The organism is Paraburkholderia sp. SIMBA_053, from assembly GCF_046534895.1.
In the GTDB taxonomy this organism is placed as follows: domain Bacteria; phylum Pseudomonadota; class Gammaproteobacteria; order Burkholderiales; family Burkholderiaceae; genus Paraburkholderia; species Paraburkholderia caledonica.
This window is the reverse complement of sequence record NZ_JAWRXU010000001.1, coordinates 1392106-1412315: the sequence shown is the minus strand read 5'-3', so window position 1 is coordinate 1412315 and position 20210 is coordinate 1392106. Positions and strand designations below refer to the sequence as shown.

The following is a 20210-nucleotide window of genomic DNA, read 5'->3' as shown; positions in this document are numbered from 1 at the left end:
TGCAACCCGAGGCGGGCCGCATGCCGTCTCTTTCAGTTGCAGTTCAGGCTCTGCTTCGCGGCGAAACAACGCGATTGCTGCCCGGTACTGCATTGCGGCCAATGGCCGAGCCGCCGCTTTCTTCAATCGGCGGCTGATGGCGGAAACCCGCACTGCCCGACACGATCGCGATAATCGCGCCGACGATCAGCGCTGCGAAAGAGAACCAACTGGCGCGAGCGACGCCGCGCGCGGCCGTGTCAGCGGTTTCGCGGGCCCGTTGTCCGGCTTCGGGGCTGGACGCCATCGACGCCGCCGACGCCATGGCCGACTGCATCTGCTGCTTGGCAGTGTCAACGATGGAATTGGCTCCGCCTGCCTGATTGGCCGCGGTCGCGCCCACTTGCGCGCCGACTTGCGCACCCGTCGCCGCAACGCTTCCTGCAGTGCTGACCGCTCCCGTGATGAGCGAAGTCATTCCATAGAGAATGAACAGCGTCATGACAGCCCATGCTAGCAGGCCATGCAGCCATCCGAGCACGGGCGCGCACCGTCCTGCGTAGTACGAACCGACGAAGACCGCGAGAACCGTCGTTATGATTACCCACACGCCGGAGCCGAAGCCGAAGCCTTGCAACGGGTCGGGTTTGGACATCGGCGCGAGCAGCGACGCGCCGATAGCCGTGCCCAGCACGCTCATGACCAGATAGACGATCATCGAGAGAATAACGCCCGCGAAAATCGGGCCCCATGACAGCCGCGGCAGGCCGTCTTGTGTCGTGAGAAGTTTCATGGTGTCTCCTGCAGAGAGGGAAGAGGTCGCCTGGTGCCGCGCACATGGCCCGGCACTCCGGTTTGCGCAAGCGCCATGCCGTGGGCGCCCGTGACGCGCCGCGTCAGCGCCTTGCCGCGCTATACGCGCCGGCTTCCTCAATCAGCCAGGTTCTGAAGAGTTCGAGTGGCTTCCCGTGACTTAGCTCTGTCGGATAGACAAGGTAATACGCGGATTCCTCGACCGTGGTGGCCGCGAGCGGAATGACGAGGCCCAGTTGCGACAGCTGTTCGTCGACGAAAAATTTTGGAACGAGGGCCACGCCGAGTCCTGCGGCCGCGGCGCTAATCAGCATGGAATGCAGTTCGTACCGGACGCCTTGCATCGTGGCGTTATCTTCGACGCCGAGATTGGCGAACCAGCGGGACCAGGCGTCGGGGCGCGTCGTCGAATGGAGAAGCGGGTAGTTCAGCAATTCGTGCGCTCTCCTGACGGGCTTTGCAAGCAGTGACGGCGCGCAGACGGGCACGACTTCCTCGCCGAAAAGATAGTCCGACGACGTGCCCGGCCAGGTCGGCTTGCCATAGTGAATGGCGGCCTCGAAATGCGACTCCTCAAACGGGAACGGGTCGGTGCGAACACCCATGTTGATTCGAACGTCCGGGTTGCGGTCGTTGAAGTCCTTCATTCTCGGAATCAGCCATTGCGACGCAAACGTGGGAAGCACCGCGAGTTCCAGGTAACCGCCTCCGCTGCCGTGCGCAATGATCGACAGCGTGTCCCGATCCAGATTCTCCAGCGCCCGGCGCACCTGCGTACCGTACAGACGACCGGCGCGAGTCAGCATCACGCGCTGCTTCGAACGAACGAAAAGGCGCACGCCAAGATTCGATTCGAGCGTCAGGATCTGCCGCGAAACCGCGCTCTCCGTCAGGGACAACTCTTTCGCAGCATGAGTGAAGCTTTCGTGCCGCGCCGCGGCCTCGAAGGCCAGCAACGCGCTCGTGCCGGGAACCTTGAACTTGCGCATGTTAATTCCAAAAAGTCATCAAGTGGCAATTTAAACTCGCTTTACGGCGGGTGCAACACTTTGAATAATGAGAATCACGTAAGCTTGGCTACCCCTTCGCCTACCTTCTGGCTACCAGTTCCGGTATGCCGTCGATGAACACCTTCCCGCTGCGGCGGCGCGCCCCCGAGAGAAACGCAGATGCGCAATTCGAACGTTGAACGCCTGTTACTGAAACTGCTTGGCCCGGCCAAAACGGAGTCGCTCTTTACAACCCTCAGATTTCCGAGCGCACTGGCGGATTGGGAAGACGGCACGGTGACGCGCGCCGAACTCGCGCAGGCGATGAACATGGCCTTATTCGAGGATCTACTGGAGCGTTCGCCGAATGGGCGCGCCTATACGACCGAGACAATCGCGAACGGCGGCTCTGTGTATTTCGATCACGGCGCGTTGCGCACCGTGAGGTGGGAGAACAACGGGGCGCTGCCTCCTGGCGAGGCTGCATTCACTCGCATCTTGCGTCCGCTTGGCTTCAGGCTGAACGGCCGCTATCCGCTCGACAAACTGGGCATGACCGGCCGTGCGTACGCGCATGATGACGCGCCCGATGAAATCGCGCAGTTCTTCGTGAGCGAGTTGCATCCCGAACGCTTCTCCAGCGAGTTCCAGCAGGCGGTCACTAACGTGGTCCATTCGTCGAAAGATCCGTTGACGCCGCTCGCCGTATCGCAACTCTGGGAACTGGAGCGTGAAGGCTCGCTTGCTATCGACGCAGCTCACAAGTTGCTGCCGGTCATTGTCGGCGCGTTCGCTCGCCAGCACGATCTGCCGAGCGAGGCGGACTACGAAGTCCTGTTACGCGAATCAGCCGAAATGGCGTGGATCGCTACCGAAGGCAACGCCTTCAATCACGCGACGGATCGCGTGGAAGACGTGTTCACGCTGTCGGACGAAGAGAAGGGCAAGGGCCGGCCCATGAAGCCCGAAGTCGAGCGCTCGCGCTCGGGCCGCGTCTTCCAGACCGCCTATCGCGCGGATACGGTCGAGCGTCAATTCAGGTCCACTGGCGACAAGCTCGTCACGCGTACTGTGCCTGGCTCCTTCTATGAATTCATTACTCGCAAGCGCACTTTCGATCAGGCATCGCGTAGCTGGGTCACGGACCTGCGTTTCGACGCCGGTAATGCGCAAGGCATTTTCAAAATGACCGCGAACGCGGCACAGTAGGTGTGTCTCCGGCCGGTGATTCAGGCCGGTGGCTCATGCTGATAAGGCGTTCCGATCAGAATGCAGGCGGCATTTCCTATCAGAAATAACGCTTGCGAGCGCGCGGCGGCAGCGGAAGCGGTTGATGTTGCCGGCAAAAACCCGCGCGTGTATAGTTTCCGAACGTACCAAAATTTCGTATTGGAAATTCAAAGAGGTCTCAATCGTGAAAGCATCCGCCATTCTCTCGGAACTCGGCATTTCCCACCTCGCGGAAGCGGGCGACATTGCCGTCCATTCGCCGATCAACGGCGAACTCATCGGCCGCGTTGCGAGCCGGACGGTCGCCGAGGTCGACGCCGCGCTGGCCAGCGCCCAGAAGGCTTACGCAAGCTGGCGCAACGTGCCGGCGCCGCGTCGCGGAGAACTGGTGCGTCTGCTGGGTAACAAGCTGCGCGAGCAGAAGCACGCGCTCGGCAGCATCATCACGCTCGAGACCGGCAAGATCCTTCAGGAGGGCCTTGGCGAAGTGCAGGAAATGATCGACATCTGCGACTTCGCGGTCGGCCTGTCGCGTCAGCTTTACGGTTTGACGATCGCGTCGGAGCGTCCGGGTCATCGGATGGCTGAAACGTGGCATCCGCTCGGCGTGTGCACCGTCATTTCCGCGTTCAACTTTCCCGCAGCCGTGTGGTCGTGGAATGCCGCGCTCGCGCTGGTGTGCGGCAATGCGGTCGTCTGGAAACCATCGGAAAAGACACCGCTCACCGCGCTGGCAGTCGACAAGATCCTGCAAGACGCGTTGAAGGAATTCGGCGACGCTCCCGAAGGCCTGACGAGCGTCGTGAACGGTGGCCGCGAGGTCGGCGCCAAGCTGGTTGCCGACCCGCGTTCCAACATCGTGAGCGCGACGGGGAGCACGGAAATGGGCCGCGCGGTCGGCGTCGAAGTGGCGCGCCGTTTTGGCCGCTCGATTCTCGAACTCGGCGGCAATAATGCGGGCATCGTCTCCGGCAGCGCCGATATGGAACTGGCGCTGCGCGGTATCGTCTTTTCTGCGGTCGGCACGGCCGGTCAGCGCTGCACGTCGCTGCGCCGCCTGTTCGTTCACGAAAGCGTGTACGACAAGGCCGTCGAACGTTTGAAGGCGCTATACAGCAAGGTCGTGATCGGCAATCCGCTGGAGCAGGGCGTGCTGATGGGACCGCTGATCGACGAACAGTCGTTCAACCGCATGCAAGCGGCGCTCGAACAGGCAAAGAGCGAAGGCGGCAAGGTGTTCGGCGGCGAACGTCATGCGGTTGCCGGCAATGAGAAGGGCTTCTATGTTCGTCCGGCCATCGTCGAAATGCCTTCGCAAACGTCGGTCGTGCTGAAGGAAACGTTCGCCCCGATTCTCTACGTGCTGAAGTACAGCGACTTCAACGACGCGATCGGCGGAAACAACGCAGCGGTTCATGGTCTTTCGTCATGTGTCTTCACGACTGACCTGCGTGAAGCGGAGCGCTTCCTGTCGGCGTCGGGCAGCGACTGCGGTATCGCGAACGTGAATATCGGACCGAGCGGCGCGGAAATTGGCGGCGCGTTCGGCGGCGAGAAGGAAACGGGCGGCGGTCGCGAATCGGGCTCCGACTCGTGGAAAGCTTATATGCGGCGCGCGACCAACACCGTCAACTATTCGTCGGCACTGCCGCTCGCTCAGGGCATCGATTTCAACATCGGCTGAGCGTTTTGCGCTGCACGTGCACGGCTGTTTAACCACGGCCGTTTTTTGCGCGAGCTGTCGTTGCGGCCCTGCCGGACAAGTCGGTCACTGTATCCCGGCGGGCCCTTTCCGGGGCAGCCCGGTCATGTGCAACCTGGAGCGAGTCGTGAGTTCACAAGTCGTTATTGTCGGTGGCGGCGTTATCGGCAGTTCTATTGCTTACTTCTTGCGCGCTTCCGATCCGACGGTTTCCGTGTCCGTGATCGAACGTGATCCGAGCTACGCGAAGTCGTCGTCGGCATTATCGGCCGCTTCGATCCGGCAGCAGTTCTCCACGCCGTTATCGATTCAGATGTCGCTGTACGGTATCGACTTTCTGCGCAATATCGGCGAGCTTCTTGAAGTGGACGGCAACAAGCCCTCGATCGATTTGCATGAAGGCGGTTACCTGTTCCTCGCCACGGCCGCCGGCGACGCAACGCTGCGCGAAAACCACGCGTTGCAGAAGAGCCTTGGCGCGGACATCAATCTGATGGACCAGCAGGCGCTGAAAGCCAGGTTCCCCTGGCTGAATGTGGCCGACCTCACGTCGGGCGCCTTCGGGGAGAGCGGCGAAGGATGGTTCGACGGCTATGGCCTCGTGCAGGCGCTTCGCAAGAAAGCGCAGTCGCTCGGCGCGCGCTACATTGCCGCCGATGTGACCGGTGTCGTTCGCGAGGGCCGCAAGATCACGCACGTCATCGCCAGCAATGGCGAGCGCTTCGCCTGCGATACGGTCGTGAACGCGGCTGGCGCATGGGCGCGGAAGATTGCCGGCATGATGGACATCGACATTCCGGTCTTTGCTCGCCGTCGCAGCATTTTCAATGTGTCGTCTCCGGCTCGCCTCGCAGACTGTCCGTTGCTGATCGATCCGACCGGCGTCTATTTCCGGCCGGAAGGGAAGACCTACATTTGCGGCACATCGCCGGGCGCGGATAACGATCCTGACGATCTGCCGCTTGACGAGGTAGATCACCGCCTTTTCGACGACGTCATCTGGCCGACGCTTGCGCATCGTGTGCCCGAGTTCGAAGCGCTGCGTGTCGCGAACTGCTGGTCTGGCTATTACGAGTACAACGTATTCGACCACAACGCGATCATCGGCTATCACCCGCAAATCGAAAACTGCGTGTTCGCGAACGGGTACAGCGGACATGGTCTTCAGCAGGGCCCCGCAACGGGCCGCGGCGTAAGCGAACTGATTCTGAATGGACGCTACGTGTCGCTCGATCTCTCTTCGCTGAACTGGGACCGTCTGCTCGAAAACCGCCCCATCGTGGAAAAAAACGTGGTGTAGGCGACCACGAATAATGCTTGACGACCTGGGCTCAGCCGCCGCAAACATGTACGAATTCACCGCTCCTTTCCAGAATCCTTCGGGCTCTCCGATTCGCGAACTGTTCAAGTATCTGGGTGAGCCAGGCATGATTTCGTTCGCGGGCGGCTATCCGGCTAGCGATCTGTTCGATGTCGACGGTTTGCAGCAGGCCGAAGCTCGCGCATATCGAGACCCGAACAGCTGTCTGCAGTACGGGCCGACCGACGGGTTGCCGCGTCTGAAGCACGAGCTCATAAGCCTGATGGCGCGTCGCGGCGTGCCATGCGCGTTGAACGAAATGCTGGTGACTACGGGCTCCCAGCAGGGACTCGACCTGCTGCTTCGCGTGCTGGTGAGTCCAAGCGATGTCGTGTTCACCGAACAGCCTGCGTATCCGGCAACGCTTCAGGCACTCAAGCTTCAGCAGGCGAAAATCGTTACCGTGCCGGTGGATGCGCACGGCCTCGACGTCGAACATCTCGCCGAGCTTCTGGCGTCGGGTACGGTTGCGCGCCCGAAGCTGCTCTATACGGTTCCGACGTTTGCCAATCCGACCGGCGCAACCATCACGCGGGAGCGCCGCATCGCCTTGCTGAAGCTTGCGGTGCAATACAAGTTTCTTATCGTCGAAGACGACCCATACGGCGATCTGCGCTTTTCCGGAGTCGCGGTTCCGTCGATCATTTCTCTTGCGGCCGAAGTAGAGGGCTCACGTGATTGGGTCGTGCATTTTGCGAGCCTTTCGAAGATCGTCGCGCCTGGACTGCGCGTAGGTTGGACAATCGCACCGGCCGAAATCACGCGCCGTTGTGTGATTGCAAAGCAGACCGTCGACCTGTGCAGTGCGCCGTGGACGCAGGCCATTGCCGCCGAATATCTGGCCGACGGTGCGCTCGAACGACACCTGCCGCGCATCACCGAAATGTACGGGCGCAAATGCGAGGCGCTATGCGAAGCACTGCGCTCGCAGTTTGGCGATACGCTCCAGTTTCATCGGCCTGACGGCGGCATGTTTGTCTGGGCGCGTATCGAAGGCATCGACGCCTCTGCGCTTCTACAGCACGCTATCGAGAACAAGGTCATGTTCGTGCCGGGCAAGGCATTTTTCGCGGACAGGATCGACCCTGCGTCGTTGCGTTTGTCGTTTGCGGCGCCGGGTATTGCCGATATCGAAGAAGGCGCAAAGCGCTTGCGGCGCGCATACGACACTGCGGCACGCAACGTTGTCTTATCGTGACGCCGGCCCCGTCGACTCTCTGACCTGCAGTAGCGCGTGCACTTCCTGACCGCGTTGCGCCCGCTTGCCGTCCAGCATGTCGAGCAGATATTGCGCGGTGAGTTGTCCGATCTCACGCGTATCCACGCGCATCGTGGTGAGCGTGGGGTGAATCTCTCTGGATATCTCGAGATCGTCGAAGCCCGTTACTGATAGCTCGCGCGGTATGGCAATGCCGAGTTCTTCCGCTTCGCGCAGCACGCCAAGCGCGATGTGATCGTTGCCGCAGATAAGAGCAGTCGGGCGTTCGCTCGCCGCTTGCCAGATGGAGCGCAGACTGCGGCGCCCGAATGCGATTGTCGATTCCCCCTCGCACATGTGTTCGGGTCGCACCGCGAGGCCGTGACGTTCGAGCGCCGCCCGAATGCCGGCGACGCGCGCCTGCACCCGGTCGTTGTCGCGCGTCGGCTGAATGCACACCGCGAATGAGCGATGACCGAGGGCGATCAGATGTTCGGTCATTTGCACATACGCCGCGAAATTGTCGAAGCCGATGCAGACGTGCGGACTCTCCTTGCGGTACGCGTAGGTCACCGCATACGGCACGCGGTAGAGCCGCAACGCGTCGAAAAGTTCTGGCGGATGCGCCTCACCCACGATGGCCATTGCCTCGACGCCTCGCGCGAGCATCGCGCGCACCTGCACGAGCGCTTGCGTGGGATCGTAGTTCGAGCAGCCGAGAACGAGCGTAATGCCGCGCGTCGCAAACGCGGCTTGCATGCCGCTTACCTGCGAGGCGAACACCTGATCGTCTAGCGTGGGAATGATGATGCCCGCGATGTGGCTGCGCGTGGACGCAAGCGCGCGCCCCGCGGCATTGGGAAACCAGTTCAGCGCGAGCGCCGCCTGTTCGACGCGCTCGCGCACCGCAGCCGATACTTTCTCCGGCTCGTTGTAGACGCGCGATACGGTCGCGGTCGATACGCCCGCCAGCTTCGCAACATCCGACAACACCGTGCGGCCCGTCCCGCGGCGCACGCGGCTCGTCTGAGTTCGGGCTGTAGCGGCGAAGCCGGTTGTGTCTGGTGTGTCGGGCGTGTCGGACATGAGTTCGGAGTGCGGGGTGAAGCTGAAAGCCTGACATCTTACCGTTGCGTCACTCTTGGCGTAGCCGCGACGATCGCGCGAGGCACGGGTTATCGCTAGCGGCTCGAATCCAGTGCTGCGATGCGAGCGCGGAAATGCTCGGTGCCGGCCACGATCTTGTCGAGTATCGCATCCAGCGCCCAGAACCGTTCGCGGACGTCGTAGTCGATTACGCGGCAGCGAATCGAATTGAACGTGCCGATGCGCTGGTGGTACATCTTCGCAAGCGCGGGGTAGCCGAGCGATTCGGAGACGGCGGCGAGCACAAGGAACGTCGCGAGTTCATCTGCGAGGGCAGGGTCCCGGGCCGCGTCGTTGCGCAGCCATTTGTACAGGTCAGTATGAAAGTTGGTGAACACGCCGTTAAAGCCTGCCGAACCGGCTTTCATCGCGTCCCACGCAATCGCCGCGTTGGCGTTGAGGATCTTCAGCGGCGAGCCTTGCGCCAGCGCGACGCGGCGTTTCACGGTCGCGAGATCGCAGCTCACGTCCTTTAGCATGATGAAGCGGCCAGTGTCTATGCATAGTTTTAGTTCGTCATCCGAAAGAAGGCGACGATGCGGTGCGGGGCACTCGTACAGGCCGAGCGGCAGGTCGGACGGAAGACGCGCGAGCAATCGCTTCAGATTCGCGGCAAATGCCTGCGTGCCCTCGCGCGCGGGATCGAGCCGGTTGGTGACTAACACAATGGCTTGTGCGCCCGTCGCTGCCGCAACGTTTAGTTCTTCGGCTTGCGCGTCCGGATCGTCGCTGATGTGGCCGGACACCACGACAGGGATTCGCCCCGCGACCTTCTCGACGACGAACCGCCCGAGCGCGCCGCGCTCGGCGAGCCTAAGAAACTGCATCTCGCTCGACTGCGCGACCGCAAACAGCGCGTCCGATCCCTGCGCGAGATACCATTCGATCAGACGTTCAAGGCCGGCGTAGTCGATCGCGCCCGAGTCGTCGAACGGCGTCAGCATCACGGGAACAATCCCTTCAATTGACACGGTGGGTGGCTTCGCGATTGTCATGCTGTTGTGCTCCAGAAGAATTTGATTGGACGGGCGAGAGGCGAACGGTTCATGCCGGTGCCTGGATCGTCTCGTTCGTGGCGGGTGTGTCGGCGATCGGCTTGCGCACCAGCAGCAGATAACTCATCGCGCCGATAAACGCGATGCCCGCGGCTGTCAGCAAGGCCGGCACGAACGACCACGTCTGCGCGATATAGCCGGTGAAAATCGGCGCGAGTGCGCCGCCGAGAAAGCCGCCGAAATTCTGAATCGCGCCGAGCGAGCCGACGCGGTTCGGCGGCGCGGCCGCTGTCGCGAGCGCCCACGAACTCGCGGATGCGGCGTTGGCGAGAAAGATCACGACCGAGATACAGACGATTGCCAGCACGTTGCTCTCGACGAGCGCGGCTGGAATCGTGAACGCGACCATGCCCAGCATTGCGATGACCACGGCGTTACGGCGGCTCGCGACCGGGCTCGCGCTGCGGCTCGTGATGAGATCGGAAAACCAGCCGGCCGTGAGCGAGCCGAGGAAACCGCAGAAAAACGGCACCGACGCGGCGACGCCGGTGTGCATCAGGCTCATGTGGCGCTCCATGGTCAGGTAGCCTGGCAGCCATGTCAGATAGACCCAGTTCAGATAAACGGAGCCGAAAAAGCCGATTAGCATGCCCCACGTGGTGCCGTGCGAGAACAGCGAGCGCCATTCGGCGAACGTGACGGCCGGTGCCGGCTTACGGTCCGCTTCGTCGCCTTCCAGATAGCGGCGCTCTGCCTCGCTCATGGTCGCCTTGACCGGGTCGCGATAAACCGCGAACCATACGGCCGCAACGATCAGACCGGCCGCGCCGGTCGCGATGAATGCCCATCGCCAGTGGAAGTTCACGACGAGCACCGACAGGCAGAGCGGCGCGAGCGCGGTTCCGAGCGGTGACGCCGAATTGAAGATGCCGGTCGGCTTGCCGCGTTCGCGCAACGGAAACCAGTTGCTGACCACGCGGGCTGCCGACGGAAATTGCGGCGCTTCGCCGATGCCGAGCAGGATCCGCGCAAGCACGAACCAGCCGAACGTCGAGACGAAGCCGCCGGCGGCCTGCGCGAGCGACCACACGATCAGCCCCATGCCGAGAAGTTTGCGCGGTCCTATCCGGTCGACAAGGCCGCCGACCGGCAACTGGAAGAGCGCATAGCTCCACGAGAATGCGGACAGCAGCAGTCCCATTTGCCCGAGCGTCAGGCCCATGTCGTGACGGATCAACGGATTGGCGACGGCGAGCGTTCCGCGGTCAAGATAGTTGACGATGCCGCTCACCATCAGCAGCGTGAGCGCCACGACCTGGGCGCGGCGGATTTTCGGCGGGGGCTGCTCGTGGCTCGACGTTGCGCTCATGATCGTTGTCTCCGTTTCATGTTGCGATTCAGGCGGGGCGCACCGATGCGGTGTCGGGCGACCGTGAGTTGTGCGGCGATTCAAGCGGGCGCTGGCGGGGGTATGCCACCTTCGTGGTGGCGATCGGCGCTTGATCCCTTGCGGTACCTTCAAACTGTAGACCACCATCTCTACTGTTAGCGCTTACATTTGAAACGCAAGCGTTCGCAGTTTTTCCGACGGGCGCTCTTAGGGCGGCCGGAAGATTGATGATAGCGCTTACATTTTGTGTCGCCTCGCTGGCAGGTGCAAGCTCGAAAAGCAGGTTGACGGGTAAACACCGACCATCACCGGCTGTTGCTAAGAGCGGGCAAAAATGCAACGCGGCAGCAGGCACACGGTTTGCTCAGCGCTCGATGCCTTTGTGTCCACACAGCTTCGATAACGAGAACAACCATGCAACCTGACCAGACTGCTACCGAGTTTCCCCAGTCTCAACCGCTGCTCGCGACTCCCCTCGCAGGCGTGAGCGAGGGCGCGGCTCACCGCCAGATCGGGCTGCTGCCGGCGGTGACGTTCTGCTTCGCGTGGCTATTCGGGCTGGAGCCGTTTCTTAATGGCGCCGCCGGCGATTCATCGCAGCGCGGTCCGGACCGTCATTGATGTATGTGGGACGCCGCACTGACGCCTTGTGAAAATTTCACTTGCGGCTTCGGCGGTTTCTACATCGTCGCGCATGGGTGCGGCAGCGCGCTGCGAGCGCCGTTCGCGGGAATAACGGTTGCGATGCTGTCGGCGGGAGTCCTTCCCGTCCACAGGAGCCTGTCATGCAAACCGATCCGACCGTCGATCCCGTAGCCGACCCTTCGAATCAGCCGCTCGACGCGCCAGAAGAGCAGCCGCGCCCGCTGCCCGGCACGGCGCCAGACACGGACCCGCAGACCCCAGGCAGCGCTCCCGACGACGATGCACTCTAAGGCAGTCTCGCCAGCCGCCGCAGAGCACGGCAACAGCGCTGCTGGAATTAGGGAATCTACGTGTGAAAAGACGCACGGTCGTGCCGTTAATGTAGATGGAAGGCTGTTCGATGCATTGCCGTCCGCTTTCAGCACAGGGTTGGTCACGCGGCGGTCGGCGTCGCAGTTCACCTCCGGACACGCCCGTGCTGAAGGCTTCACTTACTAGCCATGAATACGTATTTATGGGGCATTTGTGCCGCACTTTCCCCTCGGCCGCCTGAAGGGTGGTTTTTCATTGGCTCGGCCGAAGCGCTGCGGCCAACGTTCTCCGGTTCCTCACGGCGCCAGCAGTTCACGCCAATAATCACGTTGATTAAAGTCGCTGAATGCCGCGATAACCGATTACCGCGAAAGGTGCGGATTAACCGCGACTATATCCAGTCAATTAAGTTCCCCGCCTTTTCAAATGATTGATCCCGCGCCCGTAATGACGCCCACACTGCGCAATTAATCATCAACTATTCATTCCGGAAGTACGCTTTTCTACGCCGCGCATTACTTCGGCCGTATTACAGGCTGTTGCATTCGCACAACTTTAGTTATTGAAAAGTTGCAAATAATTTATGTCCGGAGCAGGTCGATGGCCTGACCCTCATTGCGATAACTTTCCCAAAAACAAAGACTTAGCCCCTAAGGGCAATCGATTATTGCCAAATCGGCAAGACCGTGTTGTGCGAATTGCGGGCGTCCGTTGTCCGGGTGGCCCCCTACACTCACGCTTCGTTTAGAGGGTGCCCCAGCCGGGCCAGAACGGTTCGGCGATAAGGGCGGTGGCGCGTTCGCGTACTACCGAGGCTGGTCCCGCTCCCCCGCGAAAATTTATCGAACAGGAGTCCCACGCATGAAAAAGAGTCTTATCGTCGTTGCGGTTGCCGCATCGTTCGCTTCCGTCGCTCACGCACAAAGCAGCGTCACCCTGTACGGTCTGCTGGACGCTGGCGTGACCTACACGAGCAACGTTGCTCACAACTCGAAGTGGGCAGCCGGCAGCGGCGGCATCGACCAGAGCCGTTTCGGTCTGCGCGGTTCGGAAGACCTGGGTGGCGGCCTGAAGGCAATCTTCACGTTGGAAAGCGGCTTTAACGTCAACAACGGCCGTTTCGCTAACAACAACGGCATGTTCAACCGTCAGGCATTCGTCGGTCTGTCGAGCGCGCAATTCGGTTCGGTCACGCTGGGCCGTCAATACGACGCAGCGCAAGACTTCCTGGCACCGCTGACCGCAACGGGCAGCTGGGGCGGCACGTACTTCGCGCACCCGTTCAACAACGACAACCTGAACACGAACGGCGGCTTCGCAGTTAACAACTCGGTCAAGTACTCGAGCGCTAACTACGCTGGCTTCACGTTCGGCGGCACGTACGGCTTCTCGAACCAGGCTGGCGCATTCGCAAACAACCGCGAATACAGCCTCGGTGCTGCTTACCAGTGGCAAGGTCTGCGTTTGGGCGCTGCTTACGCACAGCAGAACAACCCGGGCGCAACGAACGCTGCTGGCACGGCTAGCAACGGCGGCGCGACCGACGGCGGCTTCCTGGGCGCAACGGGCAACTTCCGTCAGCGTGAATTCGGTGCAGCTGGTTCGTACGCTTTCGGCCCGGCAACTGTCGGTCTGGCATGGACGCAATCGCGTATCGACAACGTTGCAGGCGTTCAGCAATCGCTGCGCGCTAACAACTACGAAGTCAACGGCAAGTACAACCTGACCCCGGCTCTCGGCCTGGGCGTGGCGTACACGTTCACCGACGGCAAGGGCTATGGCACTGCCGCAAACGGTGGCTCGACGTCGGTTCGTTACCACCAGATCGGCCTGCAGGCTGACTACGCTCTGTCGCGTCGTACGGACGTCTACGCTCAAGCCGTGTACCAGCACGCAATGGGCGACGGCGGTGTCGCTTCGATCTACAGCGGCGACATCACGCAAGCTCCGTCGTCGTCGAAGAACCAGACGGCTGCTACGGTCGGTCTGCGTCACCGCTTCTAAGCTTCAACAGAAGCTGCTTGTTGTACAAAAAGGTGCCGTTCGCGGCACCTTTTTTTATGCGCGTTCCGTTTGAACGCAACAGCCGGATCAGGCAGGCTGGCCGACTTTGAACACCGCGACAGCCTCGCGCAACTGCTCGGTCTGCTCATCGAGCGAACCTGCCGCGGCTGCAGCCTGTTCGACCAGTGCGGCATTGCGCTGCGTGACGTCGTCCATCTGGCGAATCGCGAGGTTCACTTCGCCGATGCCGGAACTCTGTTCATTCGACGCCGCCGCGATTTCGTTCATGATCGCCGTGACGCGGCCCACCGCCTCTACCACCTCGCCAATCGTACTGCCGGCCTTCCCGGCTAACGTCGAACCCTCGCCGACCTGCTCAACCGACTGGTCGATCAACACCTTGATCTCTTTCGCGGCTGTCGCGCTGCGCTGCGCGAGATTGCGGACTTCACCCGCCACAACCGCAAAGCCGCGGCCTTCCTCACCCGCGCGTGCTGCTTCCACGGCTGCGTTGAGCGCGAGAATATTCGTCTGGAACGCAATGCCTTCGATCACGCTGATGATCTCGCCGATCTTGCGTGAGCTGTCCGTGATGCCGGCCATTTTCTGAACGACGTCGTTGACAACTTCGCCGCCGCGCGCGGCGATGCTCGATGCGTCCTTTGCCAGTTCGGACGCAGTTGCTGCGTTGCCCGCGTTCTGCGTGACGGTCTTGGTGAGCTCGTCCATGCTGGCGGCGGTTTGTTGCAACGACGCGGCCTGTTCTTCGGTACGGCTCGACAGGTCCAGATTGCCTGCGGCGATTTCCTTCGAGGCGACCGTGATCGTTTCGGCCGAGTTCTTGATGCGAGCGACGGTGGCCGCAAGCTGATCGCGCATTTCACGCAACGAGAACAGCAGGCTGGAGGTGTCGTCGCGGCGCAAGTCGATACGCGTAGCGAGATCGCCGCGGGCGATGCGCGTGGCGATTTCCGCCGCAGCGGACGGTTCGCCGCCGATCGAGCGCGACACATTGCGCACCACGCGCGAGGCGACAAAGGACACGACTACGCCCAGCACCAGCAACATGCCGCCCGAGCGCAGCAACGTGGCGTAGAACTCCGCCTGAATGTCGTCCATGTAAGCGCCGGCGATGAAGTCCCAGTTCCACGGCGCGAAGCGCTTCACGTAGCCGATTTTCTCGCTCGGCTTCGTGTCGCCGGGCTTCGGCCACCAGTAACGCAGATAGCCGGCGCCGGTGGCCGAGCCGCCCGCGGCGGCGATGTCGTGATACAGCGCATTGCCCTTGGCGTCGCGAAAGCCGCTCATGTCCTTGCCGTTGAGTTGCGGGCTCATCGGGTGCGCGACCATCACCGAGTCGCTGCGCACAATCGTCACGTAGCCCGAGGTGCCGTAGCGTTGCGCATTGACGCGGGCAATGGCTTGCTGCTTCGCTTCGTCGACGGAAAGCTTGCCGGCGTCCGCCTGCTTCGCGTAGTCGGCGACAATCGAGGCCGCCATGTCGGTCACATCGGCCAGTGCCGAACGCCGTGCGTCCATTTGTGCGCTACGTGCTTCGAATGCGTTCACTACGGTGACGATCAGCAGGGCCGCCCAGCAAAGCAGCAGGGGCACCCATAACTTCTGTTTCAATGTCAGACGGTTCATTTATTGGATTCGACGGTTCGTTGAGCGCGAGAGATAGGAGCGCTTGCCAGGCAGCGCCATAGTTCGCATAACGGCTGTCGAAGCGGATTCTTTATCCCTGGTCAGACGGGCGTGTCGGCACCGCGCACCAAACAAATCAAATAGTTGCGCGGTGGTCACGGGGTTCGCGCGCACGGCGCGCGACGCTACGCATTGAACAGTTCGCTGCGCGCGGCGTCGATGATCGTCGCGACAGCCGGGTGACTAATGCGACGTTCGATCGAGATCGCGAAGAATTCCTCGACGATGGTGTTGATTTGCCCGACGGAAGTGAGTTTTTGTTCGGCGTGTAACTGGTTCTCCAGCACCGTCGGCGCGAAGAGCAGGCCGCGGCCTTCGCGTCCGAACGCGAGTGCCATCGCGCTATCGTCGAACTCGCCGACGATGCGCGGTGAGATGGCACGCGACGCGAGCCAGTGATCCAGTTTGCGGCGCACTGCCGATTCGGTGCCTGGCAGCAGAAGCGGCAACTGGCCGAGCGACATGGGAAAGCGCTTCCGCACGCCCTGCAGCAGCGCGTCGGCGCCAAAGCAGCTCAGGGTAGAGCGGCCGAGCGGGTGATTGAACGCCTTGATATTGACGTCGGCGGGGATGGGCGCGTCCGCGATGATCAGGTCGAGGCGGTGCACGGCCAGTTGAGCGAGCAGCGCGTGCAGCTTGCCTTCGTGGCAGATCACGCGCAGCGAAGCGGGCGCGCTCAGCGCGGGTTCGAGCAGCCGGTACGCAATCGCCTTGGGCACCGAGTCCGCAATGCCGACGCGAAACCTGGATTGCGTGCCGACCTCCTGCTCGCGGCGCACCGCGCTTTCCAGCTCGGAGCCTAGCGAGAAAATTTCGTCGGCGTAGTCGAGCGCCAGCCGGCCCGCATCAGTTAGTTCGAGCGTGCGCCCGCTCTTCTTGAAAAGCTTTTTATCCAGCGCTTCCTCGAGCAGTTTGATCTGCCCGCTCAGCGTTTGCGGCGTGATGTGAAGTTGCTCACCGGCACGGACGATGCCACCCGCGTGTGCCGCGACCCAGAAGTAGTACAGATGCTTGAAGTTCACGCTCCCTCCGTCAATCGAACGACGTTACGGTTTTTTCGAATGATCAGCAACAAAAATACGAATTTTCCGTTGTCTCCCATTCGGTTAGATTCAAGGCTCGGCCCGAGGCGTTAGCGGGCGGCAATTAGAGCTGACAGAGGTGACTTATGGCATCCGTTGCACAGTTTCTGCGTTCGAAAGCGTCCCAGACAGTCTGGTCGATCGAAGCGTCGGCGTCGGTGTACGACGCGATTGCGATCATGGCTCACCGGCAGGTTGGCGCGCTGATCGTGGCGCACGAAGGGCGCATTGCCGGCATCGTCACGGAGCGCGATTACGCGCGCAAGATCGTTCTAATGGACCGTTCGTCGCGTAATACGCCGGTTCGCGACATCATGTCGACGGCGGTGCGCTACGTCGGCCCGGAGCAGACGACCGAGGAGTGCATGGCAATCATGACCGGCCACCGCATACGGTATCTGCCTGTGATCGCCGCGGGGCAGGTGATTGGAATGGTGTCGATCGGCGACCTGATCAAGAGCCAGATGTCGGAGCAGGAACACACGATCCAGCAGTTGGAGCACTACATTCACGGCAACAGTTCCCAGTCCGCGCATGGCGGAATGCAGGCTGGCCGATGGCAAGTTTAACGACGAAAAATTTTACTGTCCGTAAGGTAGCCGCGAAAAGATGACGCGCGGCGCGGGCGGCCCCTGACACATCAAGAGAGGTTCATATGTATACGCAAACTATCGATCGCTTGCGGCGCGTTGCCGGCAAGGTGACACGCGGCACCGTAGCGCTCGGTCTCGCGGGCGTGCTCGCGATTGGCGCGCTCGCGGCCAACGACGCGCAAGCAAAGCGCGTCGGCGGCAGTCAAAGCATTGGGCGCCAGTCGCAGATGGCGTCGCCGTCCGCTCCGGCGCAACGAAGCCAGCAAGCTCAACCGGCGCAACAGGCCGCGCAGGCGCCGGCCGCCACGCCGGCGCGCAACCGCTGGCTTGGTCCGCTGGCAGGCCTCGCCGCTGGCTTTGGTATTGCCGCGCTGCTGTCGTCACTTGGCCTGGGCGCGGGTCTCGCGCAAATGCTGTCGAATGTGCTGCTGATCGGTCTCGTGGTCGTTGCCGGCGTGATGCTGTTCAGGTTCATCGCCAATCGGCGCCGCCCGGATCTGGCTTATGGACACGGCGCCGCGAACCGGTCGCAGACCAACGGCTCGCCGCTTCACAACCAGGCCGGTCACGCGCGGCCGGACACGAACTTTTTCGGCATGCAGCGCGCCGCGACGAATCCGGCCGGAGCAACGGGCACAGTAACGGGGCCCGTGCAACCGCTCGGGCTCGATCAGGCCGAGTTGGTGGCGTTGGCGAAAAATATGTTCATGCGTCTGCAAGGCGCATGGGACCGCAACGAGCAAGGCGACCTGTTCGAACTGACCACGCCGGAAATGTTCGCGCAAATCAAGCGCGATCTGGAAAGCCGCGGCAGTGAGCCGAATCGTACGGAAGTGCCGCAACTGGAAGCCGAAGTGCTGGGCGTGGAAAACACCGCGGACGAGACGCTCGTCAGCGTGCGCTTCTACGGCCTGATGCGCGAAGACGGCGCAGCGGCTGCCCAGCCGTTCCAGGAGGTGTGGAACATTGTTCGCAGCGTACAGGGCGACCAGGCGTGGCGGCTTGCGGGCATTCAGCAGCTCGACCGTTAAGGAAACGGGTGTTAATTCGCGGGGGCATCTATTAATGGATGCTCCCCGCGAGCATGAGAAAGCGGCTAATCGGCCACTGACTATTGCGCTCTATCTGGCATTGGCCGAACTCTTTTTCCACCATGTCGACAGCACCCATTCGTCGGCGGCGAAATATAGCGGAAGCTTCGCGGGATAGCCGAGGTCGCGACTATATGCGATGCGGTGACTTGCGGAATACCAGTGCGGGATCACGTAGTACCCATTCATCAATACCCGGTCGAGCGCGTGTGTCGCGTCGGCAAGTTCCTGATGCGTTTGCGCCGATACCACTCGTCGCAGAATGGCATCGATAGCCGGCGACTTCACGCCGGCCAGATTGTCGGAACCCTGCTGATCCGCATACTTGCTGCCGAAACGCGAAAGCTGTTCGGTACCCGGCACCTGGACATCGGGCAATCGCACGGTTGTCATGTCGAAGTCGAACGCGTCGAGGCGCTTTTGCACGAGCGCAAAATCCGCGGTGCGGAAATTCATCGTAATCCCCAGCTTCTGCAGATTGCGGCCGAACGCGGCGGCGACCGGCTCCATGGACGTGCCGCTACCGCTGTCGTCGAGAAGTTCGAATACGAACGGCTGCCCATTCATGTTGCGCAGCGCCCCGTTGCGATAAGTCCAGCCCGCCTGCGCCAGCAGTTGGCGCGCCTTGACGAGATTGGCGCGCAGCGAACCGGGCGGATCGGTGTCGGGCTGTTGCGGCATCTCGCCGAACACGGCCGGGTCTAGCTGTCCGCGCAAAGGCTCCAGAATCGCTAGCTCGCCTTCGCCTGGCTTGCCGGTCGCCTGCAAGTCCGTGTTGGCAAAGAAACTGCCAGTGCGCTTGTACTGATCGAAAAATAGCTGACGGTTAAGCCACTGGAAGTCGAGCGCGAGATCGAGTGCCTGACGTACCCGCACGTCGCGAAAAATCGGCCGTCGCAAGTTGATGAAGAAGCCTTGCATGCCGGCGCCATTGTGGTGAGGAAACTCCCGTTTGATCAGCTCGCCGTTGTCAAAGCGCTTGCCGACGTCGCGCCGCACCCAACTCTGCGCGACGTTCTCGACCAGCACGTCGTACTCGCCTGCCCTGAACGCCTCCAGCTTGGCGACTGCGTCGGAATACAGCTTGTAGTCGATGCGCGCAAAGTTGTGCGTGCCCACGCGCACCGGCAGCGAGGCGCCCCAGTAATTGGGGTTGCGCCTGTAACTGATGGTGCGGCCGTTGTCGTATTTGTCGATCAGATAATCTCCGCTCGCTATCGGCTTCTCGAATGCGAGTTGATCGAAAGGAATGCGCGTGCCGTCCGGCCTCATGCCCCACTTGTGCGAAAACACCGGGATTCCGCCCGCGAGCAGCGGCATTTCGCGCGTCGCGACCTTGTAATCGAAGCGGATCGTGAGGCGGTTGACGACCACGGCCCGCGCGATCTGCGCGAAGTACACCGAGAACTGCGGCAGAGCCTGCGGACTCTTCAGCGTGTCGAACGAGAACTTGACGTCCTCGGCCGTGACCGCGTCGCCATTTGAAAAGCGCGCTTGCGGATTGATGTGGAAGGTGGTCGAAAGGCCATCTGGCGCCACGTCGATGTCGTCGGCGAGCAGGCAATACGCGCTCGCGACTTCGTCGGAACTGCCGGTGGTCAGGCTCTCGAACATTAGCCCGAGTCCGGGCGCCGGATTGCCGCGCAGTGTGAACGGGTTGAATTTATCGAAGCTCGTCAGGCGATCGGGGTTCGCGAGGACAAGCGTGCCGTCGCGCGGTGCGTCGGGGTTCACATAATCGAAATGCTTGAAGTCCGCCGGATATTTGGGCTCACCATATTGTGCGATCGCGTAGACGGCGCACGCCTGATTCGCGATCGACATGGCCGATCCGCCGAGCACGAGCGCGACCAGCAGGCGCCGGATGTCGCGCGCGCGAAACCTCGTGTGAGTCATAAACTCCCTTGGCGCAATGCTCCAATTCGTAGGTGAATTGGACCGCCACGCGCCGCCGGCGTTTCATGCAGCGTGTCG

At 61.7% G+C, this 20210-nt stretch carries 17 protein-coding genes; 9 read left to right on the top strand and 8 right to left on the bottom strand.

What is annotated here, in order from left to right; translation table 11 throughout:
- Positions 1-43 precede the first annotated feature (43 nt).
- Entirely contained in the window at positions 44-772 is a 729-nt protein-coding gene (locus SB753_RS06360; RefSeq protein ID WP_410799534.1) for a hypothetical protein, read from the bottom strand.
- 103 nt (positions 773-875) lie between these two features.
- Positions 876-1781 (bottom strand): LysR substrate-binding domain-containing protein, encoded by a 906-nt coding sequence (locus tag SB753_RS06355; protein ID WP_088174055.1) that lies wholly within the window; start codon positions 1779-1781, stop codon positions 876-878.
- A 180-nt stretch (positions 1782-1961) separates the two neighbouring features.
- On the opposite strand from SB753_RS06355, the gene SB753_RS06350 reads away from it, so the two are divergent.
- The 4 genes from SB753_RS06350 (at position 1962) to SB753_RS06335 (ending at position 7271) form a co-directional block, all read left to right on the top strand.
- Complete coding sequence (locus SB753_RS06350; RefSeq protein ID WP_410799532.1) at positions 1962-2990, top strand: DUF1338 domain-containing protein; 1029 nt, start codon at positions 1962-1964, stop codon at positions 2988-2990.
- Positions 2991-3195: 205 nt separating this feature from the next.
- A complete protein-coding gene (locus tag SB753_RS06345) occupies positions 3196-4695 on the top strand; it encodes an aldehyde dehydrogenase family protein (RefSeq protein ID WP_410799530.1) in 1500 nt (499 codons plus the stop codon).
- A 145-nt stretch (positions 4696-4840) separates the two neighbouring features.
- Positions 4841-6013 carry an NAD(P)/FAD-dependent oxidoreductase gene (locus tag SB753_RS06340; RefSeq protein WP_204522014.1) on the top strand — a complete coding sequence of 391 codons (1173 nt, stop codon included), beginning with the start codon at positions 4841-4843 and terminating at the stop codon, positions 6011-6013.
- Between the two features lie 46 nt (positions 6014-6059).
- The gene (locus SB753_RS06335; RefSeq protein ID WP_410799640.1) at positions 6060-7271 is read left to right on the top strand and encodes a PLP-dependent aminotransferase family protein; all 1212 of its coding nucleotides are present in this window, start codon (positions 6060-6062) and stop codon (positions 7269-7271) included.
- Here SB753_RS06335 and SB753_RS06330 read toward each other — a convergent pair.
- The 3 genes from SB753_RS06330 to SB753_RS06320 form a co-directional block, all read right to left on the bottom strand.
- The gene (locus SB753_RS06330; protein WP_193610932.1) at positions 7263-8357 is read right to left on the bottom strand and encodes a LacI family DNA-binding transcriptional regulator; all 1095 of its coding nucleotides are present in this window, start codon (positions 8355-8357) and stop codon (positions 7263-7265) included. The genes SB753_RS06335 and SB753_RS06330 overlap by 9 nt on opposite strands.
- 95 nt (positions 8358-8452) lie before the next feature.
- A complete protein-coding gene (locus SB753_RS06325; RefSeq protein ID WP_410799528.1) occupies positions 8453-9412 on the bottom strand; it encodes a dihydrodipicolinate synthase family protein in 960 nt (319 codons plus the stop codon).
- 49 nt (positions 9413-9461) lie between these two features.
- Positions 9462-10781: an MFS transporter gene (locus SB753_RS06320; RefSeq protein WP_020066862.1), complete on the bottom strand. Its 1320-nt coding sequence runs from the start codon at positions 10779-10781 to the stop codon at positions 9462-9464.
- Between the two features lie 435 nt (positions 10782-11216).
- Between SB753_RS06320 and SB753_RS06315 the strand changes: the two genes are divergently transcribed.
- The 3 genes from SB753_RS06315 (at position 11217) to SB753_RS06305 (ending at position 13763) form a co-directional block, all read left to right on the top strand.
- On the top strand, positions 11217-11423 hold the full coding sequence (locus tag SB753_RS06315; RefSeq protein WP_087752044.1) for a hypothetical protein: 207 nt from the start codon (positions 11217-11219) through the stop codon (positions 11421-11423).
- A 164-nt stretch (positions 11424-11587) separates the two neighbouring features.
- A complete protein-coding gene (locus SB753_RS06310; RefSeq protein WP_410799527.1) occupies positions 11588-11737 on the top strand; it encodes a hypothetical protein in 150 nt (49 codons plus the stop codon).
- A gap of 883 nt (positions 11738-12620) precedes the next feature.
- A complete protein-coding gene (locus SB753_RS06305; protein ID WP_020066859.1) occupies positions 12621-13763 on the top strand; it encodes a porin in 1143 nt (380 codons plus the stop codon).
- An 87-nt stretch (positions 13764-13850) separates the two neighbouring features.
- Here SB753_RS06305 and SB753_RS06300 read toward each other — a convergent pair whose 3' ends face one another.
- A complete protein-coding gene (locus tag SB753_RS06300; protein ID WP_020066858.1) occupies positions 13851-15410 on the bottom strand; it encodes a methyl-accepting chemotaxis protein in 1560 nt (519 codons plus the stop codon).
- A gap of 185 nt (positions 15411-15595) precedes the next feature.
- Positions 15596-16492, bottom strand: a complete 897-nt coding sequence (gene nhaR / locus SB753_RS06295; RefSeq protein WP_088174060.1) for a transcriptional activator NhaR — start codon at positions 16490-16492, stop codon at positions 15596-15598.
- A gap of 146 nt (positions 16493-16638) precedes the next feature.
- Here nhaR and SB753_RS06290 point away from each other — a divergent pair, with 146 nt between their 5' ends.
- Together SB753_RS06290 and SB753_RS06285 are read left to right on the top strand one after the other, a co-directional pair.
- Positions 16639-17121 (top strand): CBS domain-containing protein, encoded by a 483-nt coding sequence (locus tag SB753_RS06290; RefSeq protein ID WP_020066856.1) that lies wholly within the window; start codon positions 16639-16641, stop codon positions 17119-17121.
- 86 nt (positions 17122-17207) lie between these two features.
- Entirely contained in the window at positions 17208-18176 is a 969-nt protein-coding gene (locus SB753_RS06285; protein ID WP_088174062.1) for a Tim44 domain-containing protein, read from the top strand.
- Positions 18177-18266: 90 nt separating this feature from the next.
- On the opposite strand, the gene SB753_RS06280 is transcribed toward SB753_RS06285, so the two are convergent.
- Positions 18267-20132: an extracellular solute-binding protein gene (locus SB753_RS06280; RefSeq protein WP_410799525.1), complete on the bottom strand. Its 1866-nt coding sequence runs from the start codon at positions 20130-20132 to the stop codon at positions 18267-18269.
- Between the last annotated feature and the right edge of the window lie 78 nt (positions 20133-20210).